Below are 20,381 nucleotides of genomic sequence, written 5' to 3'. Positions count from 1 at the left end.
AAACACACGCTAGCCGAAAGACTTCATAAACGGCTCAGCGCAATTTCTGATTGCAGCAACTACATGCGGAGCCTGCTCGCACAGCTCGATCGAGCGGGACAGCACTCGCTCTAGGGCTTGCAACTGCTCGCGAATGACATCCTCCGGCCGAACCACATCACACGCTTTGGCGAACTCCAGCAATCCCTGCCTCGACGCGAATAGTGACTTGTTGCCAACTAGATCCAGCGCCAATACATCCTCTGGAATGTAGGCCGTGGTATTGACGATGTCGTAGGCCGGCGCCAGCCGTGCATCGCGCTGCGTAGGGTCGGAATACAGCAGCCCGAAGTTCTTAAGGTGGGCATCACCGTTCCCGAGGATACAACTCAGGCTCACCATGGCAAACAACTGCGCCAGTGAACCCTGTACCTGTTCAGGCGGACAAAACAGGCGGATGGCCTTGGCGATAGCCGAATAACTCTTGCTGTATTTCTGCTCTGCCCCCAGCCCCATCAATGCGGCCATATCCTCGAAACCGATAGGGTTGAGTTGTTCATCCCGGTCGAAACGGCGCATGACGAACAGCTTGGTATTGTCGGACAGGTAGAACTCCGGCACTGCAATCCCGGCCTCCCTCGCCACGGACATGCAGAGGAACTCGTTGATCGCCAACCCGTGAAACTCATCCCGACCGCTCTTGATGATCAGGTCAGATGTCTTCGAGGTAAAACGCTGCGGCGCTGCGTCATGCTGCTCTGGTACCAGCACCTTGGGCTGCACGCCCGAAATCCCAGCGCGCAGAATGTAGCGATCTACTAGGCCAGCAAAAATATCTTCTGCACCATCCCAGGCCAGGATTTCCTCCAGCTTTTCCCCAGGAAACTGCTGCCTTCGCAGTAGCGCATCTACCTCTGCTGAGCTCACCGCGACACGCCCAATGGGCGAGCTGCTGCCGGACAGCGCCAGCAGCAACATGGGATCGACATTCGCCACCTTGGCCAGACGATTGCGCAGCTGCTCAAGGACATATCCTTCCGGCAGGTTCATCTGGAAGATCGGGTGCAACTCCCGGTGGCGGTATTCATCCAGGCGCACAGGCATCAGCAAACTGATCGCTGCCTGTGCCCTGGTCTCTTCCCGGTAGCGAAACAGGTAGTCCCCAGCGGAGCTGAGAATCCTCCCGCTCTCGCCCTCTGGCGTTGCCACTTGCAGCAGGACTGTCATCAGTCGAACACTCCCTGAATCTCGTCCAGCGTGGGCATGGCCGCGGGCACCAGTGCGAACTCACAGTCCAGAGCTCCCAGAACTCGTGCATAGGCAGTCATGCCTACCGACAAATCGCCCTTCTCGATGGCGATAACCTTCTGCCGGGTGATGCCCGCGAGGGAAGCCAACTTGGCCTGGGTCAGGCCGCGATTCAGGCGGCGCTGCCGAATCTGCTCGCCAAGACGGTACGTGATTAGGGAGAAATCCATGTTCTGTATACGTGACAAATTAAATTAAATGTAACGTATACCTAACCTGACAAAAAATCAAAACTGATCCGCTCAGTTGCTAGATCAGGCGCAGGCTTGCACTGGAGCCACTCCCTGCCGGGCTGCGGCCAGAGGAAAGTTACTTCTGCGAGATGCCGGTGCCAGCCCTAGCTTTGCCGCACTTGCCTGACCTGGCTTGCAGACAGTCGCCTATCCAACTGCCTGCAGATCAATCCGCCGATGGTACCCAGGACAATCAAAAACAGCGGCACACCAACGACTACGTATCCCAACGGATCCATCTGCTTACCCCCTTTCGAACCTAAAGACATTGGCAACTCACCCAGTTAGCCCAAACAGAAATTACTTCTGCCCCCTTGTTATAGGCCTCAAAGCGACTCCACATGCCCATTTCTCACGATGAGTCGCTACTGGCGCTAGCTTGCGCTTTCCAGAAACAGTGGAAACTGGCCTATAGAAGTTACTTTCCCCCTCACCTTATAAGCCAGATGCTCCAGCCCCACAGCGTGGCGTACAGCATCACATTATGGAGCACCCCATGGTCCTGATTACTGGTTTGATCGTCGCATTTCCCTGCCTGATTTATTGGGTATGGAGGCAGGAGTGCGCCCTGAGGAAACGCCTGGATCAGCAGTGGGAACAGCTGCCGAGCGTGAATACGTACCTAAATCGGCTCAAACGGGATGGAAAAGCAGGCATTTCGTGCTTGCTCTGTGGGTCTAGAAGCATTCGTCAACTGGGCTGGGCTGCAAAAAATGACCCTCGTCGCCTACACAAGTGCAATCACTGCAACACAACTCTATATCGGAGCTGTAGTTTATAACAAAAATAGAACATATATGATTTTATATATTCTATTTTATTCTTAAGCCTGACCCCGAAAAGGGGTCAAACCTAGGCCCTGACCTATGCCGTAGCCTCACATCATGTCCTCGAAGCAGAGCCATCTCCGGCCTGCGGAAAACCCAAAAGAGGGCTATACGATGATTTACGTAGTCAACACCATCACCCAAAAGGTTGTTGAACAAGGCAATGACATGATCACTGCCGCAGGGATTGACACTGAAAGCTTCGGTCTTATCTGTGTCCTCGATGAGGACGGTCGTGCTCATGCGATCTGGCAATACTCGAAAGAGTTGCAGAACGGTGAGATTTTCATCGACCTTTTGGATGACCTTGGTGGTGATTATGAGGTTGAACTGGATTACGCGACTAAAGACTTCGGCATTGAGCTCAGCGCTACTCAGAAATCCATTTTCAATGAAATCGAGCCTAAGCTTGGGATCCTCCGCCGAATCTGGTACGTAACTGACCAGCTGGAAAAAATCGCTGACACTATCTAAACCATCCTATTAATGAGCTGCGCCCCTGTCATGGGGCCAGATAGAAATATACCTCCCCAAAAGGGAGGTATATCTCAAGGAACAGAAGTGACATGAGTTGCTCTGTTTCCGCTTAGGCCACCTCAAGCCTATTCATCCAATAATCGCATCAGCCTTAACTAGCTGACTGCTTGCCGCAACGCACAGTAATTACACATACCGGCACTCTCCAAATGCCAACCGGCCAAAATTACTGAGAAGGCAATTAATATCTCCAAGTCTATTTATCTACGAGGAGGATATATGGGCAAAATTTCGAGAAACTTATATGCAGCAATTAGAGCAAAAAACGGAAGATCGTTTCATTAGGCTCCCAGAACTCATCCACATTACCGGAAGGAAGCGCTCCACAATTTACCGAGATATCAAGGAAGGCACCTTCCCCAAACAATTTAAGCTTGGCTGCAGGTCTGTTGGATGGCTTAGCACTGAAGTTTTCATGTGGATGAAGGGCCAGAACCGCGCATAGCAGATTGCGCCCCAAAACCTAGCAGTAAATAGCAAGGCGCCGACATAAGATTGTTAATGTCGGCGCCTTAATTTTTCACAACCCACTATCAAATTACCGACACCAGCTGCAACGAGACCCACCCACTTGCATTTCCAAAAAAAGATGGAGACTTAGCATATCTAAGGAAAATTCACAGCTAACCCAGCGGGTCATAGATATGAGAAAACTCAGACTACTGCTCAGCAAGATTATTACCATGCTATCCAAAGAATCACCCAACCTTGGATACAAAACGATAATCTATCCTAACCCTGGTCAGCCGATTGTTATTTACGACTCGCTATATCATGGACAAGTCGCTTCAGAGCAGCAGCTCAGCGAGATTTCTAAACTCTGGGAAGTTGATAAAGAATTTTTTGACGATATGAACACAGCCGATTTACGCTACCTAGCTCCAGAGTTTGGTTTTCCTACCTTGGAAGTAAATCCATGTACAGGCCTACCGATGTTGAATGATGCAATTGACGTAGCGGGGAATGTTTACGGCATGCATTACAGCGAACCAGATCCTCTGTGAGTCGCATAGGTATTGGATCGCATATGCTGGTGGGGAGTAGGCTCTCGCCACAATGCCTATCCTCGTCTCCTCCCCCGCTAACCTCATCCCACCTGGTCGTGTACCTTGGGCTCCGCATTTCCCGACGTGTAGCACAAGGGCATTGCAGGACAGACGGCAGATACCAAAAGGCCCGCCATTAGGCGGGCCTTTTGGTGCTACTTGCTACCTACTGCCAGCTTGCCGCGATAGCTACATTCAGCTGATCACGCTGCGCCTGCGCCAGATTTATCTCACCTCCTGCCGGAGCCCCAAAAGCAGCCATAGCGTTAACGAGGTTATCCACCTGATTGGCGTAGAGGGTCGAGCTTCTAGCTTGAATAGCGTCTAGCTTCTGGGCTGAGTTCTGAGCGACCCAAACCTGGACCCAAAATTGTGTGAGCCAAACCTCACAGAGCCAGACTGCTACGTAAAAATCACCTTAAGATGCCTCCAAAATCTAGACCTCTTTATGATGTCCGTTCACTCTCCAGAGCAGACTGGATACTAGCTAAATAGTGAGCCTCGCAGGACCGACCAGCTCAATCGCTACGATCAGCCATTCGAGACCGGTAATTCATCGAGCTTTACGATCAACACCAGAATTGCACCTTGGTGATTTACTCCCCCTCATCATCGAGAAGCCAAATCCACGTCTCTATTTGACGGATTTCGGATCCAGCCGAGGAAACAGTTTCGGTCGCAGAGGTAGCAGCGGAGCAAGCAGATGCCTTTGTACCCCAAGAAATTGCCGATGTCAGGCAGCGCAAACCGGCGATATCGTCCGACACAGAGGACAACCCGGAGCTAGTGCAAAGGAAGCTGACAACGCCTCACTGGCGGTTTCCTCTTTCCTCAGGCTCTTACAAACCGAAAAGGAAGCAAAAATCGGGTAGGAGGCGGGGTCGCCCCCGCCGTCCTCCCACACCACCGTACATACGGTTCCGTATACGGCGGTTCCTGCCTACTGACAGACTGCGTCAGCGAGCTTGGTTCCGTTGATGTGTCGCCTGTGGTAACTAAGCGCCCAGACCGGCCCTCGGAGTTTCCGACTCCTACCTCCTGATGGTCTCGACCGCCGCTGTTCACGACGTTTCTGCTTTACGCTCCAACAGAGAGCACACCTGACTATCCACTCATGACAGGTTCAGCCCTTCATCGCTCCGGTTCCGAGCAACTACTACGGCCTCGGCTGACTTCTGTTCGCCCATCCCGCCACCTCTCGGTGCCGGTAGCACGTGGCAGGCCAAACAGATCTCCCAGGGTAATTCGCGCGACCTTCCTGCTTATGCCTGTCGGATTTACGTCGTAGCGTTCCGTGCAAGTATCGGGCTTTGGCAATCGTTGCTACCTCACCCCGCTACGCCGCCTCTATCCGCTTCCTGTACGTCAGACCAGCATTTTGCCTCGGGCTTCCTTCAGATTCGCGGTCACCCGCGACACCCTTGCCTTCAGCTAACACTTCCCCTTGCCGGGTGTGTAGAGGACTTTCACCTCCAAATCGTCCGACTCACCACCACAGTGAGCCGAACAGCGCCAGTCACGGCACTACGCGCCATGCCTGGCGCACAACGAAAAAGCCCTGCACAAGGCAGGGCTCATCGTAAATCACTTGGGGAAGCACTCGGATGAAGCTTAGTGATTGCATGTAGGAATCTACTGCTCACTTTCACCCCCGCCAAGGCGGGGAATACATACTACGTCAAACCCAGATTGCTCAGGATTTACGTTCACCCCCGCCAAGGCGGGGAATACACATTACGCCAAACCCAGATTGCTCAGGATTTACGTTCACCCCCGCCAAGGCGGGGAATACACACTACGTCAAACCCAGATTGCTCAGGATTTACGTTCACCCCCGCCAAGGCGGGGAATACACACTACGTCAAACCCAGATTGCTCAGGATTTACGTTCACCCCCGCCAAGGCGGGGAATACACACTACGTCAAACCCAGATTGCTCAGGATTTACGTTCACCCCCGCCAAGGCGGGGAATACACACTACGTCAAACCCAGATTGCTCAGGATCTACGCTCACCCCCGCCAAGGCGGGGAATACACACTACGCCAAACCCAGATTGCTCAGGATGTGCGTTCACCCCCGCCAAGGCGGGGAATACATTCCAAGTCGCGTACAGGTTTCCCCGGACTAACGCTTACCCCAAGCAGAATCCATATTAAGCACTCCCGCATCCATGATGCAATGACTATCGCGGAGAAAGGCCAAATACCCTCGCCAGTCGGACTCGAAAAAATTGCCATTAGCCCTACCGTCCGCCCCGGAAAAACCAGTGGCACAAAAAGTGGCACAAAAAGTGGCACAAAAAATACCGCCCCAAGAAAACAGCAAGCATAAAAAAATCCAGTCACCGTTAAGTGACTGGATTTTTTAGGGTTTTTTGGTCGGGACGGAGTGATTCGAACACTCGACCCCTTGCACCCCATGCAAGTGCGCTACCAGGCTGCGCTACGCCCCGACTGACGCCAACAGCACTGCTGAAAGCGGATCGCACTATACATTAAGCATCTGAAAATGTGAAAGTTTTTTAGATACCAGATCGACTACTTTCTCAGCACCTGAAGAACCTCTTCCAACTCCGAGATCATCTGCCGAATGAGCTGCTTGTACTGAGTGGTGTCGTCGCGCGCTTCGTCGCCGGACATGCGCTGTCTGGCGCCACCGATGGTGAAGCCTTGATCGTACAGCAGCGCACGAATCTGACGAATCATCAGGACATCCTGCCGCTGGTAGTAGCGCCGATTGCCGCGCCGCTTAACCGGATTGAGCTGAGGGAACTCCTGCTCCCAGTAACGCAGCACGTGAGGCTTGACCGCACAAAGCTCGCTCACCTCACCAATGGTGAAATAGCGCTTGCCGGGGATCGACGGAAGCTCGTCGTTATGACTTGGTTCCAGCATAGGCCTCGACTCTCGCTTTGAGTTTCTGCCCTGGACGGAACGTCACCACGCGACGCGCCGTGATAGGTATCTCCTCACCTGTCTTCGGATTGCGACCCGGCCGCTGACGCTTGTCGCGCAGGTCGAAGTTGCCGAACCCGGACAACTTGACCTGCTCGTTATGCTCGAGCGCCTGACGGATCTCCTCGAAAAACAGCTCCACCAACTCCTTGGCCTCGCGCTTATTCAAGCCCAGCTCTTCATATAGACGTTCCGCCATTTCAGCTTTCGTCAGAGCCCCCATACGCTATTTCCTTAACGTGGCGTTGAACCTTTCTTCCAGGGAGGTGAGGATTTTCTGCATCGCACCGTTCACCTCATCGTCGTTTAGAGTGCGCGATGGGTGCTGCCAGGTCAAGCCGACTGCCATACTTTTGCTAAGGGGATCAATACCTTTCCCCTGATAGACATCAAATAGCTTGAGGTCTGTCAGATTCTCGCCCGCAGCATCACGAATGCAACTCAGGATGTCTTCGGCCGCGATCTCCCGCCCGACCAGCACAGCAAGGTCACGCCGGACTTCCGGGAATCGCGACAGCTCCGTGAAGGAAGGCATCCGCCCCTCGGCAATCTCGCTAAGCTTCAACTCGAACATATAGACTGGCTGATCGATACCCAGGGTGCTTGCCAGCTCAGGATGGAGACTCCCCACGAATCCGACCAGTCGGCCGTCGCGCTCGATACGCGCGGTCTGCCCCGGGTGCAGTGCCGGATGTTCTCCCGCAACGAAACGATAGACGCCAGCATTTCCGGCAAAAGCAAGCAGCGCCTCGACATCTGCCTTGATGTCGTAAAAGTCCACCGCCTCGCGCGAGTTCGTCCAACCCTCTGGCTGACGGCTCCCGGTTAACACGCCAGCCAGCACGCTTTCCTGCTCAAGCTCTTTTAACTGACCAACAAAGCGCAACCCCGCCTCGAACAGGCGCACGCGTGGTTGCTGCCGGTTGAGGTTGTACTGCAGCGCCTTGACCAGCCCCGGCCAAAGCGATGCGCGCATGGCCGCCATATCAGCGGAGATCGGGTTGGCAAGCTGCAACGGCTTCATGTCAGGACTGAACAGCTCGAACAGCTTGGGATCGATGAAGCTGTAAGTGATCGCCTCCTGATATCCGCGGGCGACCAGTAAACGCCGAAGCAAAGGAAGCTCGGCACGAGCCTCGGGCTTTGCCTCAGGTGCAAGCCGGGCCTGCGGATAACGCACGGGCAAGCGGTCATAACCATACAGCCGACCCAGCTCTTCGATCAGATCGACCTCAAGACTGATATCGAAGCGGTGACTCGGAACACCGACTTGCCAGCGACCTTTAGCCTCTTCGATAACCACCAAGCCCAAGGATGTCAGCAGGCGCACCACTTCGGCGCCATCCATTTCCAGCCCCAGCATCTGGTTGATGCGCTCAGCGCGCAAAGTTACTGGAGCGACTTTCGGCAAGTCGTCTTCGCTGACCACCTCAATGATCGGCCCCGCCTCGCCGCCAACGATATCCAGTAACAGACTCGTTGCACGCTCCATTGCCTGACGGGCGAGCTGCGAGTCGACGCCCCGCTCGTAGCGATGGGACGCATCGGTGTGCAAACCGTAGGAACGAGCTTTGCCGGCCAACGCAATGGTGTCGAAAAAGGCACTTTCGAGGAAGATATTCTGGGTAGCGGTGCTTACGCCGCTGTGGTCTCCACCCATGACACCCGCGATGGCAAGAGCGCGCTGATGGTCTGCAATAACGAGCGTATCCGCACGCAGAGTGATCTCCTGACCGTCGAGCAATACGAGTTTTTCGCCCTCTTCAGCCATTCGAACCCGAATACCGCCTTTGATCTCGGCAAGATCGAAGGCATGCAGGGGCTGACCCAGTTCGAGCATTACGTAGTTGGTTACATCGACGATGGCATCAATGCTCCGGATATCGGAGCGGCGCAGACGCTCAACCATCCAAAGCGGCGTCGGGCGCGACAGATCAACATTACGGACAACACGCCCGAGATAACGCGGGCATGCCTTGGGAGCCAGGACCTCGACTGGACGTGTGTCGTCATGATGCAAAGGCGCCACGGCGAATTGCACCGGACTGACCAGTGAGCCATAAATCGCACCAACTTCACGAGCCAAGCCAGCGATGGAGAGGCAGTCACCACGGTTTGGGGTCAAACCGATTTCGATACTTGCATCGTCAAGACCGAGATACTCACGAAAATCAGTACCGACCGGCGCATCGCCGGCCAGCTCCATCAGTCCGCTATCGTCACTCCCCACCTGCAGCTCGGTTTCCGAGCAAAGCATGCCATTGGATTCGATACCGCGGAGCTTGGCCTTCTTGATCTTGAAGTCGCCCGGCAATTGAGCACCGATCATTGCAAACGGAATCTTCAGGCCAGGCCGCACGTTCGGGGCTCCGCAGACGACCTGAAAGGTTTCACTTCCATTGCTGACCTGACAGACCCGAAGCTTGTCGGCATCAGGATGCTGCACGGTCTCAAGGACCTCACCAACAACCACACCGCTGAAGCTGCCAGCAACGGGGGCAACAGCATCCACCTCAAGCCCGACCATGGACAGCCGAGCGACCAGCTCCTCGCGGGAGACCTGCGGATTTACCCAGCTCCGCAGCCATTGTTCACTGAATTTCATCCTGTTCTCCTAATAGTTCGTTGACGGGCGGCGGTACTAGCGAAATTGCGCAAGAAACCGCAGATCGTTATCGAAGAACAGGCGCAAGTCATTGACACCGTAACGCAGCATAGCGAGACGCTCGACACCCATACCGAAGGCGAACCCGGAATAACGCTCCGGATCGATTCCAGACATCCTCAATACATTCGGATGCACCATGCCGCAGCCCATTACCTCAAGCCAGCCGGTCTGCTTGCACACTCGGCAACCCTTGCCGCTACACATCACGCACTGCATGTCGACTTCTGCAGAGGGCTCGGTGAACGGAAAGAAGGAAGGCCGGAAGCGAACACCTAGCGGCTTCTCAAAGAACACCCGCAGGAACTCCTCAATAGTGCCTTTCAGATCGGCAAAGCTAACGCCCTCGTCGATCAGCAGCCCTTCGACCTGATGGAACATGGGGGAGTGAGTGATATCGGAATCGCAACGATAGACGCGGCCAGGGCAGACGATACGAATGGGAGGTTGACGTGATTCCATGGTGCGCACCTGAACCGGCGAGGTATGCGTGCGCAGCAACATGTTGGCATTGAAGTAGAAGGTATCGTGCATCGCCCTCGCCGGGTGATGCCCCGGAATATTCAGCGCCTCGAAGTTGTGGTAATCATCTTCGACTTCGGGACCCTCTGCCACGCTGTAACCAATGTGGCTGAAGAACTGCTCAACGCGCTCCAAGGTACGAGTTACCGGGTGCAGTCCGCCGGACGCCTCGCCGCGTCCAGGCAGTGTCACGTCGATTCGCTCGGCTGCCAATTTAGCATCCAAGGCAGCCTTTTCCAGATCAGCCTTGCGAGCATTCAGCACATCCTGAACACTGCTCTTGGCCGCGTTGATCAGCGCACCGGCTTGCGGACGCTCCTCAGCAGAAAGCTTGCCCAGCGTTTGCATCAGCTGAGTGAGTTCGCCCTTCTTTCCCAAGTACTGAACGCGTACCTGCTCGAGAGCACCGATATCCTCGCTTTGTTGCACAGCCTCTAGCGCTTGGGAGACCAGTGCATCCAAATTTTCCATGTACACAACCTCCAGAGGTTCTTGCAGAACCGCGCCGGTCAAACGCCCTTATTGGTCGCCGCCATACGCATTTTTGCAAAAGCCCCTTCCAGATACGAAATAGGGGAAGAGCACAAGGCTCTTCCCCTATTGATGACGTTGCAACGAACCCGAGAGTCCGGATTGTCGGGGCTTAAGCCAGAGAAGCTTTGGCTTTCTCGACAATCGCAGCAAACGCCGCTTTTTCGTTCACTGCCAGATCGGCCAGAACCTTGCGATCGATCTCGATGGCCGCCCTTTTCAGACCGGCGATCAGACGACTGTAAGACAGACCGTTAACACGAGCACCAGCATTGATACGAGCGATCCACAGAGCGCGGAACTGACGCTTGCGCTGACGGCGGTCGCGGTAGGCGTACTGGCCAGCCTTGATTACCGCCTGCTTGGCGACGCGGAATACACGCGAACGCGCTCCGTAGTAGCCTTTGGCGAGTTTCAGAATTTTCTTGTGACGGCGACGGGCAACGACGCCACGCTTAACACGAGCCATGAGTTATTCCTCTGAGTCTTGACCGGATCAACGAACGCGCAGCATGCGCTCCACTTTTGCAACGTCGGACGGGTGCACTTGCGAGCAACCGCGCAGCTGACGCTTACGCTTGGTGGACATCTTGGTCAGGATGTGGCTCTTGAAAGCGTGCTTGTGCTTGAAGCCGTTAGCAGTCTTCTTGAAGCGCTTCGCAGCACCACTTTTAGTCTTCATCTTTGGCATGTTCGGTACTCCACATTGTGGGTGATTACAAATAACCGCAAGGCCTGCCAGTGCCCTGGGGGTTACTTTTTCTTCTTGGGAGCGATGACCATGATCAGCTGGCGTCCTTCCATCTTCGGATGCTGTTCGACCGAGCCATATTCAGCGAGATCGTTTTCGACCCGCTTCAACAGCTCCATCCCCAGCTCCTGATGGGCCATCTCACGGCCACGGAATCGCAAAGATACCTTGGCCCTGTCCCCGTCACTCAGGAAACGCACCAGGTTGCGTAGCTTGACCTGGTAGTCCCCTTCTTCCGTCCCTGGACGAAACTTTACTTCTTTAACCTGAATCTGCTTCTGGTTTTTCTTCGCCGCAGCAACCTGCTTTTTCTTCTCAAACAGATGCTTGCCGTAATCCATGATCCGACAGACCGGAGGATTTGCATCGGCGGAAATTTCAACCAGATCCAGCTTGGCTTCTTCAGCTACTTGCAGCGCTTCATCAATCGAGACGATGCCAATCTGCTCGCCGTCAGCACCAATCAAACGGACCTCACGAGCCGAGATATTCTCGTTGATCGGGGCCTTGGGTGCAGCTCGTTTATCCTGTCTCATTTCACGCTTAATAGTCATTACTCCAATTCTTGGCGACCACGCCGGGAAACCGCCTGTGTCAACATCTGCGCGAACTGCTCGAGGGGCATAGAGCCCAGATCGACGCCATCACGGGTGCGCACAGCAACGGATCGTGTCTCAACCTCCCGATCCCCGATAACCAAGAGATAAGGAGTCTTGAGCAAAGTATGCTCGCGGATTTTAAAGCCGATCTTTTCGTTTCTCAAGTCGCACTTGGCACGAAACCCGCTTTGGACGAGCGTTTTTTCGACTTCAGCGGCAAAAGCGGCCTGCTTGTCGGTGATATTCATGATCACCGCCTGCGTCGGCGCAAGCCAGGCCGGGAAAGCGCCCTCGTAATGCTCGATCAGAATACCAATGAAACGCTCGAACGAACCGAGGATGGCTCGATGCAGCATGACCGGGTGCTGCCGATCATTATTCTCGCTGACATACTCTGCGCCCAGCCGCACCGGAAGATTGAAGTCCAGCTGCAGGGTACCGCACTGCCATACACGGCCCAGACAATCGCGCAATGAGAACTCGATCTTGGGGCCATAAAAAGCCCCCTCGCCCGGCTGCAGGTCGTACGGCAGCCCAGCACTTTCCAGCGCCGCCGCCAGCGCCGCTTCAGCCTTATCCCAGAGCTCATCGGAGCCGACACGCTTCTCGGGACGGGTCGACAGCTTCAGCTCGATATCCGAAAAACCGAAATCGGCATACACCGCTTGCGTCAGCTTGATGAACGCCGCCGACTCAGCCTGCATCTGCTCTTCGGTGCAGAAGATGTGCGCATCGTCCTGAGTAAAGCCTCGTACTCGCATGATGCCGTGCAGCGCACCAGACGGTTCATTACGGTGGCAAGCGCCAAATTCGGCTAGCCGCAGGGGCAGCTCGCGATAGCTCTTCAAGCCCTGATTGTAAACCTGCACATGGCAGGGGCAGTTCATCGGCTTGATCGCGTAATCACGACTTTCCGACTCAGTCGTGAACATGTTTTCGGCGTAGTTCGCCCAATGCCCGGATTTCTCCCAGAGCACGCGATCAACCACCTGCGGCGTCCTGATCTCCAGGTAACCGTTTTCGCGCTGAACCTGCCGCATGTACTGCTCTAGCACCTGATACAGCGTCCAACCATTGGGATGCCAGAACACCATCCCAGGCGCCTCTTCCTGGGTATGAAACAGATCCAGACGCTTGCCGATCTTGCGGTGGTCGCGCTTTTCAGCTTCCTCGATACGCTGGATATAAGCAGCCAGCTGCTTCTTGTCGGCCCAAGCCGTACCGTAGATGCGCTGGAGCTGCTCATTCTTCGCATCCCCACGCCAGTAGGCACCAGACAGCTTGGTGAGCTTGAAAGACTTCAGAAAGCGTGTATTCGGCACGTGCGGACCACGGCACATGTCGACGTACTCTTCGTGGTAATACAAGCCCATCGCCTGTTCGTCGGGCATATCTTCGACCAGACGAAGCTTGTAATCCTCGCCGCGCGAGGCAAATACATCTATCACCTCCGCTCGCGGCGTCACCTTCTTGATGACGTCGTAGTCGCGATCGATCAGCTCTTTCATACGCTGCTCGATGGCAGCAACGTCATCGGGAGTGAAAGGACGTTCGTAGGCGATATCGTAGTAGAAGCCCTCATCAATGACCGGCCCAATGACCATGCGGGCGGTCGGGTAGAGCTGCTTCACAGCATGCCCGATAAGGTGCGCACAGGAGTGGCGAATGATCTCCAACCCCTCCTCATCCTTCGGCGTGATGATCTGTAGCGCTGCATCTTTTTCAATCAGATCGCAAGCATCGACCAGCTTGCCGTCGACCTTGCCGGCAACGGTCGCCTTGGCGAGGCCAGCACCAATAGACTGAGCCACTTCGGCCACAGTAACCGGATGATCGAACGAACGCTGACTGCCATCGGGAAGAGTAATGGTGGGCATGGCGCCTCCTCTCCTAGTGGTGACCCGTACCAAAGGCCACATGGGTTGGGATGAGCCAGTAAAGCGATTCGACGAGCACACCTGCCGCACAATGGCAGGAGCCTGAGGCTCACCCGACCGAACCGAAGTCACTGGAGGAAAACAAGACTGGCGATGCTTTCAGAAACCCTGACCTCTGACAAGCAAGCCAAAAAAAAGGGCCGCGTAAGCGACCCTTTTATTCGAATTGGTAGGCACAATTGGATTCGAACCAACGACCCCCACCATGTCAAGGTGGTGCTCTAACCAACTGAGCTATGTGCCTTCGATGGGGGCGCATTTTAAAGCCAAGAAAAAAAGAGTCAAGCGGTTTTTTCTTCTAACTCACTGATATCTGGAAATTTTGAAAATTCCTGCTTGCTATGTTGCGACGCTGGCGAGCTACAGGGTCAAGCGCTAGGATGCGTAAAAAATTCAGAACAGAGAATCCAAGATGCCGCACAACAATTATCCCGCTTCTTACTACGCAGCGACGGCCAACGCGACAGGTGTTCGACAAGAACTTCAGGAAAACAAGCAGGCCGACGTGTGCGTGATCGGCGCCGGATACACAGGCCTGTCGACGGCCCTGTTTCTTCTTGAAAAGGGTTTCAGCGTAATCATATTGGAAGCAGCCAAGGTCGGTTTCGGCGCCTCTGGGCGCAATGGCGGGCAGATCGTCAACAGCTACAGCCGAGACCTTGACAGCATCGAGCGCAGTGCGAGCGCCTCGGCAGCGAAGTTGATCGGGGATATGGCATTCGAAGGCGGACGAATTATCCGTGAACGTGTAGCACGCTATGGCATTCAGTGCGACCTGAAAGACGGCGGCGTATTTGCCGCCTTCAATCAGAAGCAGATGCACCACCTCGAAGCACAGAAGGCCCTGTGGGAAAGATATGGCTACCCGCACCTCGAGCTACTGGATAAACAAGGCATACAGCGAGTGGTCGCTAGCGAGAGCTATGCCGGAGGTATGCTCGACAAGCAAGGCGGCCATATTCACCCTCTCAATCTGGCACTCGGAGAAGCAGAAGCTGTTGAATCACTGGGAGGCAGCATCTTCGAGCAATCCCCCGCGCTTCGCATCGAATATGGCGACGCACCGCTGGTGCACACTCCAAAGGGGGCCGTGCGCGCAAGATTCGTCGTAGTAGCAGGCAACGCCTATCTTGGCAATTTGATTCCCGAGCTCGCCGCCAAATCCATGCCTTGCGGCACACAAGTGGTCGCGACGGAGCCACTTGATGATGAACTCGCGAACAGCCTTCTGCCTCAGGACTATTGCGTAGAAGACTGCAATTATCTGCTTGATTACTATCGGCTCTCAGCGGATAAACGGCTCATCTACGGGGGCGGCGTAGTGTATGGCGCACGTGATCCCGCCGACATCGAATCGATCATACGACCCAAGATGCTGAAGACCTTTCCGCAGCTGGAAAAAGTGAAGATCGACTTTGCCTGGACAGGCAATTTCCTGCTGACGCTTTCACGGCTGCCCCAGGTGGGGCGGCTGGGCAGCAACATCTACTACTCGCAGGGTTGTAGCGGCCATGGCGTCACCTATACACATGTTGCTGGAAAGGTGATCGCCGAGGCCCTGAGCGGCCAGGCAGAGCGCTTTGATGCGCTCGCCAGCCTGCCTCATTACCCTTTCCCTGGAGGACAGCGTTTTCAGGTACCGCTCAGCGCTCTCGGAGCGATGTACTACAACCTGCGCGACAGGCTTGGCTTCTGACCGAAATCACTTGGACACGCATGGCGGGCTCGGCAAGCATTGCGCCGCTCGCTTGCCCTCCAGGGCCGGCAGCGGCGCCCTGAGCCGATCATCATCCGGATCCATTCGCAGGGCACAGGCCTGTGCGTGGCGAGCACCCACGTCACAACCGTTCTCAGCCATTACCTGCGATAGATTGAACCAACCAATGGCGAAGCCCGGGTCGAGACGAACACTGAGCCGTAACGATTCCTCAGCCGCAGCCTTTTCTCCAGCCGCATACTGACTGTTCGCCAAAGCAAACTGCGTGAGCGCCGAGTTCCAACGCTTCGCGCCGGCTTCGTACGCCGCCCGAGCCGCGCGCAGTTGCCCAACCTCTTCCAGATCGCTGGCACTGCGAAGCCAGACAGTTTCTTGCGCAGTTGGTGGTATCCGCTGTGGCTGCAAAGTAAGTACGGCCCAGCGCTCCGCCTTGCGCCACGAGCGCTCGAACTCGTGAAAACTCACCACCAAACGCTTGGTAGTGCCAGACCTAAGCACAATTTCCTGATCTGCAAAGTCATAGCCCACCACCACGGCAAAATGCCATTGAGGCCAACGATCGAAAGCGAGATTCTGTAGAACCAGAACCGGATTGCCCGCCGCAACTTCGGCAAGAAGATCACTGAGACTAGGCCGCAGCGGATATACAAGAAGCCCAGCAGAACGGGCGGCAGCAACCATCTCCACCTGTAAGCTGCCTTTGCGCTTGGGAATGTAGACCTGCTCTACAAGCGCTTCCGGCGTTACCTCGATGTCACGCTGCACGAGCATCGTTGCCAACGCAGCGGGTCCGCATTGGTAGTCTTCCTGCGGGTAGAACGGAACGTCCACCAACTCGGCTCGCGCCGGGAGCTGTGCATGATCGACAAGCGTAACTGTCGTTCGTGCGCAACCCCCGAGCAGGCCGATCAGGAGCAATATGAGCAGCCGCTGACTCAACGGTTGATGCAGTTGACGAAGTTGAAAATGTTAGTGGCACAGAGCATGTCCGTGATGATGAAGATCACCAGGAACAGCACGATCACGCCGACAACGCCTGCCCCTGCGGGGGCCTGATCAAGTTGCTGATTGAACTGGGCCAGTTCCGCTGCCGTCAGGCCGTTGATGCGCTTTTCAACCTGATCACGTTCGACGCCCATCGCTTCCAGCTTCTTTTGCACATCCTGATCATCCAGCATCGTCAGCAACTGTTGCCGATCGACCTGCTGCTGATGTTCAGCAACAACCTCAGGCGTGCCGATCATCGCAGCTTGTGCCAGCGGAACTTGAGCTACCAGAAGCAAGTGCAGAGCAGCCAGCACCGTAGCGACACGCTTGAGTAGAGGGGAATTGAACATAGCGGAACTCCTTATTTTTCTTGCAGCCAGGGGATTGCAAAGCGCCATCAGCCATTAAGACGAGCCAACGCCGCTTCGGTTCCCATCCACAGCTGTTTTTTCCAACTGGCATGGAGGCCTATCGGCATGCCCGTATCTTTGATAGTAGTTGCGCTCCGACAAACCAGACGAAAAAGGAGACGCTGTGCAGCGCATCAAACGAGCCCTACCAATTGCCATAGCCTCGGCCGCATTTGTACTGACAGGCTGTCAAACGACTTCTACAGCACCGTCAAACAGCAGCCCGACTGAGTCAGTCGGACGGTGCAACGCCGATGCCGTGGCAAGCTTGACCGGCCAAACCGTCACGCCAGAAATACTTGAACGCGCAAGGGAGCAATCCGGGGCAATCACCGCGCGGGTCCTGCGGCCAGACGATATCGTCACGCTGGAATACAACTCACAGAGACTGAATATCTATACCGACAAGGATATGGCCATAGAGCGCATCGGCTGCGGCTAATACCGCATGCGCGATACCGCTCAGCAAGCATGGCCTGCTGAGCGGCATCTGCGTCGATGCATGACAGGGCCGCGCTAGTGGGCAACAGCCTTGCGCATATGGAACTGAGATGCCGAAATCTGCTTGGGCGGGGTGAGCAAGAAGTACAGTTTGTAGCGATTGATCACGACTTGCGCCAACAACGGAGCCGCCGTACCGATCAGCGTTCCGATAATCAGATGCGCTGTGATTGAATCAATACCGAGGAATTTGCTGAGTATTACCCGCACCCCGCTACCGGCCAGAACATGCATCAGGTAGATCGTCATCGACGAAACGCCGATGAACAGAAACCAATCCACGCGAAACTGACCTAGCCACATCGACAACGCGATCATGAAAAAGATGGATATGGTTGCAAGCGCGAGTACCGCCATGCCGCCATCGGCATAGTTCAGACCGAAGGTCACATGAAACAGGTACTGCCCCAGGATGAACAGCGCACCGAAAAATAATGTCAGCTGTGTGTAACGCGCGAGGAAGAACGCCTTGACCTCGTTGAACCAGACGCCCAATGCGAAGAAGACGGTGTTGCCCAAGATAAAGCGGGTCATGTTGTTTACCGTCAGATCCTGCTGGAAGACATACAGCAAGCCAAACAGGACCACGAATGGCAAGAAATAGCGCCGATCTGCCCTCGCATAAAGAAACGCACAAACCACGAACACCAGAAACAGAGCGTACAGGAACCAGAACTGCGCTCGCGGCATCCAGAGCAACGAGAACACCTCAACCAAGGTGACCTGACCGTTCGTGTAATTCGACAGGACGACTTCGAACAGACCTTGTAGTAAAGACCAGACAATAAAGGGATAGACGATTGTGTCGACCTTGTTGATGATCAACCCGCCCCGGCCCCGCTTCTGCAACGAATCGAAGAAGAATAAACCCGACAGGAAGAAGAACAGCGGCATGTGAAAGCTGTAAATGATGCTGTCGACCAGCACGAATCGCGCCTCATCCATCGGCAACCCGGCATTGAACACGCCTCGCGCGACATGCCCGTAGACAACAAGAATGATCCCGATCGCCTTGGCATAATCAACCCAAACGTTTCTCTCTTGCATTTGATTGTTCTCCTTGTATTCAGCCAATGAGCAGGCGGCACCCTCTTCCAGAGAAAGTGGATGGAGGAGATAGACAACAGGATTTTTCGTTGGTTTAGCTGAAGCACTCCCGGGTCGCCGAAGCGCGACACAGATTCCAATAACCCGAGCGCCTGGCCTCCACACCTCCCGTGCGCACGCTGCCCGACCGCCCGCCCGAGCGCTATATGCAATCTTTTCTGGAGCGATGATATGCCCGACCCGCTACTGCCTTCCTGCTCCATCCTGCTTCTGGCGGGTGGCCGTGGGCAACGTATGGGAGGACAGGACAAAGGACTGGTCGAATGGCAGGGACGCCCGTTGATTGCATGGTTGCATGAGACCGTTCAGCCATTGACAGACGACCTCCTGCTGTCCTGCAACCGCAATCGAGCCCGCTACTCGGCCTATGCCGATCGATTGATTAGCGATGAAGAGCAGGGATTCCCCGGCCCCCTTGCAGGAATACGCAGCGGTCTTGCAGTTGCTCGCAACGCCTGGATGCTCGTACTGCCGTGCGACACCCCGTTGATTGATCGCCCCTTGCTGCAGTCGCTCTACCAGACCGCGCTCGAAGAGCCAGACAGGCCAGTCATGCTGAGCTGCGAAGGCCAGTGGGAGCCCCTGTTCAGCATAATTCCCACCGGCCGACAGGCCGAAGTTGACGCTTGCTGGCAATCTGGAGAACGCAGCCCTTTGCGTGCACTTCTTCATCTTGGCGCCCGCGCGCTTGAGGTACACCGGGGCGACCCCCGCCTCGCCAACCTGAATACACCGGAGCTGCTCAAGATCACTGGCTCGAGGGGAACTTCGTCCTAGCGGGTTTCGTCCCATGGGTATCGAACCCGCAGAAGGAACAGCGTCATGCAACCACGCATCATCCCCGCCCTGCTACTCGCGCTGGGCTTTACCGTCCTTGCCGGCTGCGCGAACCCCAGCGTGATCACGCTCAACGATGGTCGTGAAATTCAAACTCTGGACCATCCCGATTTCGATGACGAGTCGGGCTTCTACGAATATGAGCAAATCGATGGCAAGCCAGGCAAAGTGAACAAGGATCAGGTTCGCACCGTACGAGAACTCTGAGCCAGGTCGACCTTCGCACAAGATAGATCCTAGGTTATCTGCCGCGAAGGTCGATTGTTCCGCTAGCAGCTCGCAAAAGGCTGGTCGCCCCCCCAAAAAAACCCTCCTAACACCTTGTGCAGCAAAACTTTTTCTGTAGAATGCGCGCCATCTTCGGAGCGTAGCGCAGCTTGGTAGCGCGTCTCGTTCGGGACGAGAAGGTCGCTGGTTCGAATCCAGTCGCTCCGACCATTTCCCGATATCAGCGCTTTTTGGCGTGCTATCTGATGTATCTAAAACCGGCTCTTGCAGCCGGTTTTTCTGTTTTGGCCTGGCGACATTTTGCCGCTCTTCAATCATTCAAGAAAGCGGACAACCTGCTCAACTTCAAACGGCCAATCCAACTCCGCCCCCGTATCCACCCGACGCAGTACGGGAATACGCAGGCCGTAATCCTCGACCCATTCCACCCTGTCCGCCACGTCCAGCAGCTCCACCAGCAGCCCGTGCTCCACCAGCGGCATCACGACCGCTTCAGCCTGCTCACACAGGTGACAGCCCAGGGTTCCAAACAGCTGGCATTCAGGAAGCATCACGGCGGCCCGTCGAAGGATTTGTCGAGCGACTGATTCTAGCAGGTTGATTACCGAGCAATTGGCAGTCGGCTGGCCCACCACGTTCGGTGCAGGTCAAAAAACGAGACACCACCCTCACTCAAACAAGAGTTTGACTTCGGCATTCGACT

The 20,381-nt window shown here is 55.3% G+C and carries 22 protein-coding genes and 3 tRNA genes; 8 read left to right on the top strand and 17 right to left on the bottom strand.

Going from position 1 to position 20,381, the window contains the following annotated elements; all coding sequences use genetic code 11:
- Positions 1 to 9: 9 nt before the first annotated feature.
- Both IEG05_RS12375 and IEG05_RS12370 read right to left on the bottom strand, forming a co-directional pair.
- Positions 10 to 1,206: a type II toxin-antitoxin system HipA family toxin gene (locus tag IEG05_RS12375; RefSeq protein ID WP_191122125.1), complete on the bottom strand. Its 1,197-nt coding sequence runs from the start codon at positions 1,204 to 1,206 to the stop codon at positions 10 to 12.
- Entirely contained in the window at positions 1,206 to 1,457 is a 252-nt protein-coding gene (locus IEG05_RS12370; protein ID WP_191122124.1) for a helix-turn-helix transcriptional regulator, read from the bottom strand. Before IEG05_RS12370 ends, IEG05_RS12375 begins: the two co-directional genes overlap by 1 nt.
- Before the next feature lie 1,004 nt (positions 1,458 to 2,461).
- On the opposite strand from IEG05_RS12370, the gene IEG05_RS12365 reads away from it, so the two are divergent.
- The 3 genes from IEG05_RS12365 (at position 2,462) to IEG05_RS12355 (ending at position 3,888) form a co-directional block, all read left to right on the top strand.
- Complete coding sequence (locus IEG05_RS12365) at positions 2,462 to 2,821, top strand: hypothetical protein (protein WP_102833661.1); 360 nt, start codon at positions 2,462 to 2,464, stop codon at positions 2,819 to 2,821.
- Positions 2,822 to 3,128: 307 nt separating this feature from the next.
- Entirely contained in the window at positions 3,129 to 3,329 is a 201-nt protein-coding gene (locus tag IEG05_RS12360) for a helix-turn-helix transcriptional regulator (protein WP_102833662.1), read from the top strand.
- Between the two features lie 238 nt (positions 3,330 to 3,567).
- Positions 3,568 to 3,888: a hypothetical protein gene (locus IEG05_RS12355; protein ID WP_191122139.1), complete on the top strand. Its 321-nt coding sequence runs from the start codon at positions 3,568 to 3,570 to the stop codon at positions 3,886 to 3,888.
- On the opposite strand, the gene IEG05_RS23635 is transcribed toward IEG05_RS12355, so the two are convergent.
- The 11 genes from IEG05_RS23635 to IEG05_RS12300 form a co-directional block, all read right to left on the bottom strand.
- Entirely contained in the window at positions 3,782 to 4,036 is a 255-nt protein-coding gene (locus IEG05_RS23635) for a DUF4113 domain-containing protein (RefSeq protein ID WP_224742807.1), read from the bottom strand. The genes IEG05_RS12355 and IEG05_RS23635 overlap by 107 nt on opposite strands.
- 2,271 nt (positions 4,037 to 6,307) lie before the next feature.
- Positions 6,308 to 6,384 (bottom strand) — tRNA-Pro (locus IEG05_RS12345).
- 85 nt (positions 6,385 to 6,469) lie between these two features.
- Positions 6,470 to 6,826: a MerR family transcriptional regulator gene (locus IEG05_RS12340; RefSeq protein WP_003298372.1), complete on the bottom strand. Its 357-nt coding sequence runs from the start codon at positions 6,824 to 6,826 to the stop codon at positions 6,470 to 6,472.
- Positions 6,807 to 7,109 (bottom strand): integration host factor subunit alpha, encoded by a 303-nt coding sequence (ihfA, locus tag IEG05_RS12335; protein ID WP_003282572.1) that lies wholly within the window; start codon positions 7,107 to 7,109, stop codon positions 6,807 to 6,809. Before ihfA ends, IEG05_RS12340 begins: the two co-directional genes overlap by 20 nt.
- A 3-nt stretch (positions 7,110 to 7,112) precedes the next feature.
- Positions 7,113 to 9,491: a phenylalanine--tRNA ligase subunit beta gene (pheT, locus tag IEG05_RS12330; RefSeq protein ID WP_125896435.1), complete on the bottom strand. Its 2,379-nt coding sequence runs from the start codon at positions 9,489 to 9,491 to the stop codon at positions 7,113 to 7,115.
- A 36-nt stretch (positions 9,492 to 9,527) separates the two neighbouring features.
- A complete protein-coding gene (pheS, locus tag IEG05_RS12325; protein WP_046619577.1) occupies positions 9,528 to 10,544 on the bottom strand; it encodes a phenylalanine--tRNA ligase subunit alpha in 1,017 nt (338 codons plus the stop codon).
- 172 nt (positions 10,545 to 10,716) lie between these two features.
- A complete protein-coding gene (gene rplT / locus IEG05_RS12320) occupies positions 10,717 to 11,073 on the bottom strand; it encodes a 50S ribosomal protein L20 (RefSeq protein ID WP_191122123.1) in 357 nt (118 codons plus the stop codon).
- A 27-nt stretch (positions 11,074 to 11,100) separates the two neighbouring features.
- Positions 11,101 to 11,295: a 50S ribosomal protein L35 gene (rpmI, locus tag IEG05_RS12315; RefSeq protein WP_003289526.1), complete on the bottom strand. Its 195-nt coding sequence runs from the start codon at positions 11,293 to 11,295 to the stop codon at positions 11,101 to 11,103.
- A 62-nt stretch (positions 11,296 to 11,357) separates the two neighbouring features.
- A complete protein-coding gene (infC, locus tag IEG05_RS12310; protein WP_172602761.1) occupies positions 11,358 to 11,909 on the bottom strand; it encodes a translation initiation factor IF-3 in 552 nt (183 codons plus the stop codon).
- Positions 11,909 to 13,831, bottom strand: a complete 1,923-nt coding sequence (gene thrS, locus IEG05_RS12305; protein ID WP_191122122.1) for a threonine--tRNA ligase — start codon at positions 13,829 to 13,831, stop codon at positions 11,909 to 11,911. Before thrS ends, infC begins: the two co-directional genes overlap by 1 nt.
- Positions 13,832 to 14,058: 227 nt before the next feature.
- A tRNA-Val gene (locus IEG05_RS12300) sits at positions 14,059 to 14,135 on the bottom strand.
- Positions 14,136 to 14,303: 168 nt separating this feature from the next.
- On the opposite strand from IEG05_RS12300, the gene IEG05_RS12295 reads away from it, so the two are divergent.
- Complete coding sequence (locus tag IEG05_RS12295; protein ID WP_191122121.1) at positions 14,304 to 15,587, top strand: NAD(P)/FAD-dependent oxidoreductase; 1,284 nt, start codon at positions 14,304 to 14,306, stop codon at positions 15,585 to 15,587.
- A gap of 6 nt (positions 15,588 to 15,593) precedes the next feature.
- Here IEG05_RS12295 and IEG05_RS12290 read toward each other — a convergent pair whose 3' ends face one another.
- Complete coding sequence (locus tag IEG05_RS12290; RefSeq protein ID WP_003298357.1) at positions 15,594 to 16,547, bottom strand: PA2778 family cysteine peptidase; 954 nt, start codon at positions 16,545 to 16,547, stop codon at positions 15,594 to 15,596.
- A complete protein-coding gene (locus tag IEG05_RS12285) occupies positions 16,544 to 16,945 on the bottom strand; it encodes a PA2779 family protein (protein ID WP_003298355.1) in 402 nt (133 codons plus the stop codon). The genes IEG05_RS12290 and IEG05_RS12285 overlap by 4 nt, the downstream gene beginning before the upstream one ends.
- A gap of 184 nt (positions 16,946 to 17,129) precedes the next feature.
- On the opposite strand from IEG05_RS12285, the gene IEG05_RS12280 reads away from it, so the two are divergent.
- A complete protein-coding gene (locus IEG05_RS12280; RefSeq protein ID WP_191122120.1) occupies positions 17,130 to 17,447 on the top strand; it encodes an I78 family peptidase inhibitor in 318 nt (105 codons plus the stop codon).
- 74 nt (positions 17,448 to 17,521) lie between these two features.
- Here IEG05_RS12280 and IEG05_RS12275 read toward each other — a convergent pair whose 3' ends face one another.
- On the bottom strand, positions 17,522 to 18,553 hold the full coding sequence (locus tag IEG05_RS12275) for an acyltransferase family protein (protein WP_003298353.1): 1,032 nt from the start codon (positions 18,551 to 18,553) through the stop codon (positions 17,522 to 17,524).
- Positions 18,554 to 18,784: 231 nt separating this feature from the next.
- Here IEG05_RS12275 and mobA point away from each other — a divergent pair, with 231 nt between their 5' ends.
- The 3 genes from mobA (at position 18,785) to IEG05_RS12260 (ending at position 19,888) form a co-directional block, all read left to right on the top strand.
- Entirely contained in the window at positions 18,785 to 19,390 is a 606-nt protein-coding gene (gene mobA, locus IEG05_RS12270; RefSeq protein WP_003298351.1) for a molybdenum cofactor guanylyltransferase MobA, read from the top strand.
- 45 nt (positions 19,391 to 19,435) lie between these two features.
- The gene (locus tag IEG05_RS12265; protein ID WP_003298350.1) at positions 19,436 to 19,657 is read left to right on the top strand and encodes a YgdI/YgdR family lipoprotein; all 222 of its coding nucleotides are present in this window, start codon (positions 19,436 to 19,438) and stop codon (positions 19,655 to 19,657) included.
- A 154-nt stretch (positions 19,658 to 19,811) separates the two neighbouring features.
- Positions 19,812 to 19,888: transfer RNA gene (locus tag IEG05_RS12260), tRNA-Pro, on the top strand.
- Between the two features lie 104 nt (positions 19,889 to 19,992).
- On the opposite strand, the gene IEG05_RS12255 is transcribed toward IEG05_RS12260, so the two are convergent.
- Positions 19,993 to 20,229: a glutaredoxin family protein gene (locus tag IEG05_RS12255; RefSeq protein ID WP_003298348.1), complete on the bottom strand. Its 237-nt coding sequence runs from the start codon at positions 20,227 to 20,229 to the stop codon at positions 19,993 to 19,995.
- Positions 20,230 to 20,381: the final 152 nt, after the last annotated feature.

This window comes from Stutzerimonas kunmingensis, assembly GCF_014764705.1.
Lineage (GTDB): Bacteria > Pseudomonadota > Gammaproteobacteria > Pseudomonadales > Pseudomonadaceae > Stutzerimonas.
This window is presented reverse-complemented; position numbering and strand designations above follow the sequence as displayed.

Bases quoted from the DNA above. Each gene is read 5' to 3' on its own strand.
- IEG05_RS12375 (WP_191122125.1), bottom strand. From the start codon at position 1,206: ATGACAGTCCTGCTGCAAGTGGCAACGCCAGAGGGCGAGAGCGGGAGG.
- IEG05_RS12370 (WP_191122124.1), bottom strand. From the start codon at position 1,457: ATGGATTTCTCCCTAATCACGTACCGTCTTGGCGAGCAGATTCGGCAG.
- IEG05_RS12365 (WP_102833661.1), top strand. From the start codon at position 2,462: ATGATTTACGTAGTCAACACCATCACCCAAAAGGTTGTTGAACAAGGC.
- IEG05_RS12360 (WP_102833662.1), top strand. From the start codon at position 3,129: ATGCAGCAATTAGAGCAAAAAACGGAAGATCGTTTCATTAGGCTCCCA.
- IEG05_RS12355 (WP_191122139.1), top strand. From the start codon at position 3,568: ATGCTATCCAAAGAATCACCCAACCTTGGATACAAAACGATAATCTAT.
- IEG05_RS12340 (WP_003298372.1), bottom strand. From the start codon at position 6,826: ATGCTGGAACCAAGTCATAACGACGAGCTTCCGTCGATCCCCGGCAAG.
- ihfA (WP_003282572.1), bottom strand. From the start codon at position 7,109: ATGGGGGCTCTGACGAAAGCTGAAATGGCGGAACGTCTATATGAAGAG.
- pheT (WP_125896435.1), bottom strand. From the start codon at position 9,491: ATGAAATTCAGTGAACAATGGCTGCGGAGCTGGGTAAATCCGCAGGTC.
- pheS (WP_046619577.1), bottom strand. From the start codon at position 10,544: ATGGAAAATTTGGATGCACTGGTCTCCCAAGCGCTAGAGGCTGTGCAA.
- rplT (WP_191122123.1), bottom strand. From the start codon at position 11,073: ATGGCTCGTGTTAAGCGTGGCGTCGTTGCCCGTCGCCGTCACAAGAAA.
- rpmI (WP_003289526.1), bottom strand. From the start codon at position 11,295: ATGCCAAAGATGAAGACTAAAAGTGGTGCTGCGAAGCGCTTCAAGAAG.
- infC (WP_172602761.1), bottom strand. From the start codon at position 11,909: ATGACTATTAAGCGTGAAATGAGACAGGATAAACGAGCTGCACCCAAG.
- thrS (WP_191122122.1), bottom strand. From the start codon at position 13,831: ATGCCCACCATTACTCTTCCCGATGGCAGTCAGCGTTCGTTCGATCAT.
- IEG05_RS12295 (WP_191122121.1), top strand. From the start codon at position 14,304: ATGCCGCACAACAATTATCCCGCTTCTTACTACGCAGCGACGGCCAAC.
- IEG05_RS12285 (WP_003298355.1), bottom strand. From the start codon at position 16,945: ATGTTCAATTCCCCTCTACTCAAGCGTGTCGCTACGGTGCTGGCTGCT.
- IEG05_RS12275 (WP_003298353.1), bottom strand. From the start codon at position 18,553: ATGCAAGAGAGAAACGTTTGGGTTGATTATGCCAAGGCGATCGGGATC.
- mobA (WP_003298351.1), top strand. From the start codon at position 18,785: ATGCCCGACCCGCTACTGCCTTCCTGCTCCATCCTGCTTCTGGCGGGT.
- IEG05_RS12265 (WP_003298350.1), top strand. From the start codon at position 19,436: ATGCAACCACGCATCATCCCCGCCCTGCTACTCGCGCTGGGCTTTACC.
- IEG05_RS12255 (WP_003298348.1), bottom strand. From the start codon at position 20,229: ATGCTTCCTGAATGCCAGCTGTTTGGAACCCTGGGCTGTCACCTGTGT.